Source organism: Marseilla massiliensis (assembly GCF_016899855.1).
GTDB lineage: Bacteria > Bacteroidota > Bacteroidia > Bacteroidales > Bacteroidaceae > Prevotella.
Window position 1 is genome coordinate 86320 of record NZ_JACJJG010000004.1, and the last position, 7490, is coordinate 93809.

Consider the following 7490-nt stretch of genomic DNA (forward strand, 5'->3'; position numbering starts at 1 on the left):
TAACGTATTTTTATTAATTTGTTTTATGTTCTTACAGTCTATTCATGATGATAGGGCTCACCCCTCATTATCGTGCACGCCCTGTACAGCTGCTCGACAAACATCAGCCTTACCATCTGGTGCGACAACGTCATCCGCGACAGCGATATCCTGTCGTCCGCCCGCCCGTACACAGCCGGCGAAAAGCCGTAAGGCCCGCCAACCACAAACACCACATGCCGCTGCGTCTGCTGCTTGTTGCCGAGCCACGAGGCAAACTCCACGCTGCGCAGTTCCTTTCCGCGCTCGTCAAGCAACACCACGTAGCTTCTATCCTCGATGTTCTTCAGTATGAGCTCGCCCTCCTTCTCCTTCTGCTGTTGCTCAGACAGGCTCTTGGCGTTCTTCAGCTCGGGTATCACCTTTACGCCGAAAGGCACGTAATGGTTCACGCGCCTTACATAGTCGTCAATGCCTTCAGAAAAAAGCCTGCCCGTGGTCTTGCCCACGAGCAACAGAGTAACCTTCATTCCGCGTCGGCGTATTCGCCCCTCCTCTTTGGGTTCATCGGAAACCATCCCTTCATCACCCTGTCGCGCTGCTCGAACAGCTCCTTTATCGACCACAGGCTCGAGGCGCCGAATATTCCGAGCACCGACGACACGATAGAATTCTCGATAAACATGGCCGCCACAACGCATACTACGCCCACAACCATGAACAGCCACCAATACCGTGTGCCCGTATAATATTCAGTCTTTATCACTATCGGATGGAACAGCCCGATTATCAGGAAACACGATACGGCTATCACTATCCCGGTGAAATACAAATCCATCTGCTATTGTCATTAACCTGTTTAACTGATTGCAAATATAATATTTTTTTCCGACACGCCAAAGCCGCGCCGGCAAATAGCAAACCGACGGACGGAAAATAAAGACATTTCATCATTATTTAACGTGATTTACCCACAGACGGAATTGTGTGGAATACAAACAGTTACTTATTCCTGAACACTACATAACGCAAAAGACCGTGTTTCAGCCCACAAAAGACGGCTCTTTGTCGCCCAATATGCCATCTCTTGCATGCTGAAACACGGTCTTTTAGAAATTCGCATATAAAGACACGTTAATCCGGCAATATCGTCAAACCGAAAATATTGTCGGATTATTCCTACGCTTACTGTACTTGTCGCTGTTGCTCGGCATTATACCTGTCGCCTGTAACTGGTATTTCAGACACCTCGGTCTCCAGCTCGTTCCATTCGTCAGCTGTAAGTACAAAATCCAGCGAACGAAGATTCTCCTCCAGATGCGACAGCTTTGTTGTTCCTGGTATAGGCACAATCCAGGGAGCCTTATGCAACAGCCATCCCAATGCAAGCTGCGCCGAGGTCATGCCGCGCTCGCGTCCGAAACGTTGCAGCACGTTGACTATCCTGTAATTGGCACGCATCGCCTCGGGAGTAAATCGCGGTAAGGTGTTGCGGTTGTCGTTGTCTGGGGCGAATCGGGTGTATTCATTGAGGTCGCCTCCAAGGAAACCACGGTTCAGCGGACTGTACGGCACAAAGCCTATTCCCAACTCACGGCATACGTCAAGCACTCCGTTGTCCTCAACCGCACGGTGCATCAGATGGTACTCGCTCTGTATGGCCGTAAGCGGACATATGGCATGCGCTCTGCGTATCGTGTCGGCGCTGACCTCGCACATGCCCCAATGCAGCACCTTTCCTTCCTTCATCAGGTCTTGTATAGTGCCGGCAACGTCCTCCACCGGCGTGTTACGGTCAAAACGATGTTGGTAAAACATGGGGATGACGTCCGTACGCAAACGCCGCAATGAGTCTTCACAGTACTTGCGGATGGTGGCGGGCCTGCTGTCCTGGCGCCCAGTGGCCTTTCCGTTAACTACCTCATGGCCGAATTTCGTCGTGACATTCACCTTTCCCCTTAGCTCGCCCAACGCCTCGCCAGCCAGTTCCTCGTTATTTAGCGGGCCGTAAATAATGGCCGTGTCAAACAGGGTCACGCCACGGTCAACGGCCTCATGCAGCAAGCGTATGCACTGCTTCCTGTCGGGGTGCTGGCTCCTGTTATACGTCATGCCCATCACTCCGAATCCCAGAGCCGAAACTTCAAACGCTGCCTTGCCCGTGCCCAACACTCTGTGCGGCAAACCACCACCGGCTTTTCCGCCGCCAACTGAAGTGCCGTTGACAGCATTGTCGACAACACGTATCTTGCCTAATGCCGGAGCTACGGTCAATGCCGTACCAATTGCTGCCGCCGTCTTCAGGAATCCACGACGGCTGATATTCTTTCCTGCTGATTCTTCCATAATCATAATCCTTTATGTTTTAAGACTTATCATCTTCCTCTCTTCAGCGTGATTGCGAACCGCCACCACGATAACTGTATTGGACATGACACATAACTGCCATACGGAAATCAGTCCTTTGTTCCCGCCATATCAATCAATGTTCATCCAACACCTGCAAAGATACGGATTATGGATATAGTAAGCTTTGCCTTCCGGCTCAATATATTTTGCCTTCCGGCTCACATGCCGTTTACGGGAGAACAGCCATACATCTTCTTGTAAACCTTGGAGAAATGCGACAGATTCTTGAATCCTACCACATAACAGACATCAGTTACTTGCCTCTTTCCCGACAGAATTAGTTGATGCGCAGCCTCAAGACGCCTTCGTATCAGCCATTTACGGGGAGTGAGATCGCTGATTTTCGCAAAGTCGCGCTTGAACGTGGCAAGGCTCCGGCCTGTATAACTTGCTATCTCATCCATCGACAAGTCATACATGTAGTTCTCGTTAAGGAAATCAATGATGTCGATCTTCCACGGCTCAACGAAGTCGAAGAGCGATGCGTACAGGCTTTTATCAGTATTCAGCAAAACATATAATCCTTCAGTCATCTTTAGCTTCAGCACGTCATCCGTCGGCTTCACCCCTGAATCGAAATACGGAAGTACCGACTCGAAAAGGCTGTGCACGTCAGGTCTGTTTTTAGGGAACACGTACAGGCTCTGCTTGGCCCGTCTCGACTTTTCCGGAATGGCATTCTTGTCAAGGCCCTTGTAAAACTCGCGCAGGAAAGCACGTGAAAACTTCAAGACCACCGAACGGTAGGGCCTTCCGTCATCAATCCTTTTCTGTAACCACATCCTGTTGTCACGGCGCATAAAGGCACAGTCGCCCTCACGCAGGACGGTTTTCGTTCCGTTATCGTCAATCTCCAGCGTACCCGAACATATGTATATCAGCGTGTGCTCCTTGTTATCGTGCGCACACCCTACATCGTCCGTAAAGAAACTTGCTATGAGTACATTCGAGCAATTAAAGACTTCGTATTTTTCCATATTCCGGCATTGTTTCCATTATGCAAAGATACGATATAAAGCCTAATCAGGTTTTGCCGTATAGCTCAAATTAATAAACCGACGTGACTTTCAACCCTAAATGAAGACAATATAAATCCACCCACAAGGCATTATCCGCCATGGTTTTGTCCCACGTACTGCCCCTTCTCGTTGAACAGGCAACTATGTTTCAATCCCCATTCGTCCATCAAGCGGATAATTGGAATCAGCGAACGGCCCGTTTCCGTCAGTTCATATTCTGCGCGCGGCGGCATTTCCGGGTACAGCCTTTTGGTAACCAGCCCCATCTGTTCCATCTCGTTAAGTTGTTGCGCCAATACCCTTTTCGTAGCGCCGTGTATAGCCCTGAGCAGCTCGCTCGGCCGTTTCAGCCCACAGTTCATGCAGTTTATCAAATACGGTTTCCATTTACCGCCAACCATTATCTGGTAAATAGTAACGCCGCAATCGAGGTCTATCGGTATCTTCCTCTCGTATTTCATGTCAAATTTTAAGCAATTCCGCTGTGCAAATATAGCGAAAGGCGAGCGCAATGGAAAGAAAAACAAAGTTTTTTTGACGTCCCATTGCCGAGCCGCTTCCTATATTCGTGAGAACAAAGATAGCGAAAATCCGAAAGGTGGTAAAATTTCCACCCGATGATAAAATTATCCCTTATTGCACGGAAGCGGCAAATTGACGAACTTTGCATGCGAAACAAAAACATAAAGACAATGAGACGAATTTGTTTATTATCCTTATTATTAATAATTTACATTAATGTTATGGCACAAAATGTTAGACAATCGTCGGCAGTCCTGACCGACGAAACATGTGAAATCCTGCGCAACGCAGCTAAGGAGAAAAGCCGGAAGATGAACCTTGACATAAGCTTTGCCATTGCCGACGCCGACGGGTTGCCCCGTCTTTTCCAACGTTTCGGCGATGCACTTGTACTGAGCGCCACGCTCGTTCCGGCCAAAGCCTATACAGCCGCCATCACCCAGACTCCTACGGAAGAGCTGATGAAAGCCGTGGCAAACAACGGCGACCTTATGGGAATTAACACTTGCGACTCAAAACTAACGCTCGTACCCGGCGGATACCCGCTATTCATAAACGGACAGATTGTCGGCGCGATAGGTGTAGGCGGCGGAACGAAAGAGCAGGATTGCGAAATAGCAGAATATATCGTAGCCAAGTTAAATGAGCTCGCCTCAGAATAACTCAACGGCACATATCCTGTAGATTTATAAAAGGCTATCTTTAGCTCTGCGAAAAACCGTAAACGATAAAGCAAAAGGCCGTCTTTTACATGAGAAAAGACGGCCTTTTGCTACGGCTTTGGCAAATCATTGACTATCAGCAGCTTGCATATCGGCATAACACCAAGCATTATAGAAGCTCAACACGTTGCGTGCCGACAGTAAGCCTTACTTTTATTTTTCCGTTCCGTCGCCGTTAATCCTCGACGGCAGCACCCCATACTCCTCCTTAAAGAATTTCGAGAACTGCTTGGGCGACAGGCCTACGCTGTAGGCCACCTCGGCTATCGTAAGCCCACGGCCGGCCAGCAGCTCACGGCCGCGGCGCAGGCGTATCTTGCGTATGAACTCCAGCGGCGACTGCCCCGTAAGGGCTGTCAGCTTCTTGTACAGCGAGCTGCGGCTCACCAACATCAGCCGGCTGAAATCCTCTACGGAGAACTCGAAGTCGCCCAAATGCTCCTCAACTATCCTTGTAGCCCGGGCTACGAACTCGGCGTCGGCCCCGCGGGCGCCGCCGAACGACGGCTGAGCCGCCTCTACGGCATGGGCGCGCCGCGGCTTACGCCTGACGTGCAAGGCATAGCCGCAGGCCACGGCGGCGAAGCTCACCAACAGCCAGAATACGGCCGACCACATGACGGGACGCCTTACGGCTATGTCGACCCGGGTGACGGGCGGCGCACCGTCGCCCGTGCCCGTCGTTATTTCAAGGACATGGGCGCCAGGCTCCATGCCGGCTAGGCTTATGACGTTGCCCTCGGCCATACTCCATGCAGAGTCTCCGTCGAGGCGGTAAAGATAGCTTATGTCGGCCGAGTGCATATAGTCGAACGACGACACGCTTATGGATAAATCGTCGCCGCTGTCAAGTACGGGGATTGCGCCTCCGCCCCGCCTGACGCTCTGCCCGTTAACGGCCACGCCGGTGACGGTTACCATGCGGGCGGCGTTCCACGGTCTTGCCGAACGCGGGTCTATCCTTACTATCCGGCCGAAGGTGCCGGCTATGATGTCGCCTCCACGGGTGCAGTAGAGCGAATATTTGGCAAATGAGGGCCTGACGCCGCCAGCGCCGAAGGAATACGGATGGCAGCCGAAGCGGTAGCCGCCGCCCTCGGCCCGCACCGTAACCTGCAGGACGCCGCGGTCTGTCGTCACCCACATGTTTCCCGACTTGTCTTCGGCTATGGCCCTGACAACTCCCACGCCCGCCGACGGCCCGAGGGCGCTGAGCAACCTGAACGCCGGCCGGGCCCCGCCGCCTAAGGCGTACACCCTCAGCCCGCCGGCCGTGCCTACCCACAGCATGCGGCGGCCGTCAACGGCGATGGCGGTGATGGGCATGCGCCCGAGCGACGTGGCCGAGGTATCGGCCGAAGCCGCCACGACGCGCTGCCGCCCGCCGCTGTCGGATATATAGGCCAACCCCGTGCCCGTGGCGACGAACACGCGCCCCGACCTGTCGCTTACCACGTCGGTCACGGTGTTGGTGTTGAGGCCACTGTTAGAGTATGTGTAAACGGTGGCGCGGCCCGAGGCGTCTATCCTTGTCAGGCCGGCCTTTACCGAGCCTATCCACAGGTTGCCATGCGCGTCGTAGGCCATCTTGTGCGGATAGCGTACGCTGGGCAGCATGCCCCACCGTGGACGCGACAGCCTGCCTCCGTCGAACCTGACTATACCGCCGCCGTATGTGGCAAGATAGAAGCTGCCGTCGGCGTTACGGCAGGCTCCTATCACGGAGTTGCTTGTCAGGGCGCTGTTGGTATTGTCAATGGTGGTTGCCACTCGCCCGTCGGCCGACAGCTGCACGATACCCTTGCCGTCGAGCCCTATCCACAGGCTGCCGTCGCCCGGCTCCCAGAAGCAGCTCGCGTCCTCGTGGCGAGGCAGGGCCGTAACCGAAAAATCCAGCCCGTAGACGCTGCAATAAGCCACCCCGCCCTTTGAGGTTCCTACCCATACCGTGCCGTCGCCGTCACGATACAGGCATGTGATATGGTTGGTCGGCAGCGAGAACGGATTGCCGTCCTCACGCCTGAGGCGGCCCCGCCATTTCGCCGCCGGCACCGTATATGGCTATCCCGTCGTTGTCGGTGGCCGCCCACCTCTGCCCCAGCTCGGGTATGACGAGGCTCCCCACGGCGTCGGCGGCGCCATGCCCGGGGCCGTCATGCCTGAGGAACGAATAGCCGTCGTACCTGAACGTGGCCTGCGGCGTGTAGAACCACATATAGCCTACGCTGTCGCGCCTGATGCCTACAACTTCAAGGTCGCCCAACCCGGCTTCGCGCCCGATGTTGAAAAAGCGGTGGACGCCGGCAGCGGTAACGGGGACTGACAGCAGCAATGACAACAATATGGCGCAGACAGTCCGCCTCATAAAGGGAGTTACGTAATTAACCATAACAGTATCTTAACGATTGCAAAGATACAAAATATCGTCAACAGGGCAATCCGTGGCTTCCCAAATGTGTAAAAATACCTGCCCGTTTGGGTATTTACACATTTGGGAGGGCCGGATAAACAACCGGGGAACTGCTTTTGGCGGCTGCAGGGTATATTTGCCGCCGAAAACTTTACGAACGCTGAGTTTAATCAAAAAAATCAAAGTAATTATGAAACAGAGAACCATGACTTCCGTCTTGTTGCTGCTATGCGCGCTATGCATGAGAGCGGCGACAATTGACGTTAAAACAACGTGAGTTCGGTATAAGAAAACGATTGAAAAAGTTGTGGGAATGAGATATTTTTAGGTTCATCCGCAGTTCTGTTGGATAAAAAGTGAAAGATAAAGGAAGTCGCTGTAAAAATCGTATATTTGCAGTTGAACAAAAAAACAAAAAACGATGAACAG

The 7490-nt window shown here is 52.8% G+C and carries 8 protein-coding genes; 1 reads left to right on the top strand and 7 read right to left on the bottom strand.

Translation table 11 applies throughout. The features are described 5' to 3' along the window. Positions 1-38: 38 nt before the first annotated feature. The 5 genes from rlmH to H6A34_RS02150 form a co-directional block, all read right to left on the bottom strand. On the bottom strand, positions 39-509 hold the full coding sequence (gene rlmH, locus H6A34_RS02130) for a 23S rRNA (pseudouridine(1915)-N(3))-methyltransferase RlmH (protein WP_021948346.1): 471 nt from the start codon (positions 507-509) through the stop codon (positions 39-41). Continuing rightward, a complete protein-coding gene (locus tag H6A34_RS02135; RefSeq protein WP_021948347.1) occupies positions 506-817 on the bottom strand; it encodes a DUF4491 family protein in 312 nt (103 codons plus the stop codon). The genes rlmH and H6A34_RS02135 overlap by 4 nt, the downstream gene beginning before the upstream one ends. Positions 818-1164: 347 nt before the next feature. Next, the gene (locus tag H6A34_RS02140) at positions 1165-2331 is read right to left on the bottom strand and encodes an aldo/keto reductase (RefSeq protein WP_420870791.1); all 1167 of its coding nucleotides are present in this window, start codon (positions 2329-2331) and stop codon (positions 1165-1167) included. 215 nt (positions 2332-2546) lie between these two features. Next, positions 2547-3365 (bottom strand): helix-turn-helix domain-containing protein, encoded by an 819-nt coding sequence (locus H6A34_RS02145; RefSeq protein WP_205103159.1) that lies wholly within the window; start codon positions 3363-3365, stop codon positions 2547-2549. Positions 3366-3496: 131 nt separating this feature from the next. Further along, complete coding sequence (locus H6A34_RS02150) at positions 3497-3868, bottom strand: winged helix-turn-helix transcriptional regulator (protein ID WP_205103161.1); 372 nt, start codon at positions 3866-3868, stop codon at positions 3497-3499. A gap of 282 nt (positions 3869-4150) precedes the next feature. Here H6A34_RS02150 and H6A34_RS02155 point away from each other — a divergent pair, with 282 nt between their 5' ends. Continuing rightward, positions 4151-4591, top strand: a complete 441-nt coding sequence (locus H6A34_RS02155) for a GlcG/HbpS family heme-binding protein (protein WP_239480726.1) — start codon at positions 4151-4153, stop codon at positions 4589-4591. 213 nt (positions 4592-4804) lie between these two features. Here the strand turns inward: H6A34_RS02155 and H6A34_RS15370 are convergent, their stop codons facing one another. Then, the gene (locus H6A34_RS15370; RefSeq protein WP_205103164.1) at positions 4805-6703 is read right to left on the bottom strand and encodes a two-component regulator propeller domain-containing protein; all 1899 of its coding nucleotides are present in this window, start codon (positions 6701-6703) and stop codon (positions 4805-4807) included. Beyond that, positions 6666-7016, bottom strand: coding sequence for a hypothetical protein (locus tag H6A34_RS02165; RefSeq protein WP_205103166.1), 351 nt, complete (start codon positions 7014-7016; stop codon positions 6666-6668). Before H6A34_RS02165 ends, H6A34_RS15370 begins: the two co-directional genes overlap by 38 nt. Between the last annotated feature and the right edge of the window lie 474 nt (positions 7017-7490).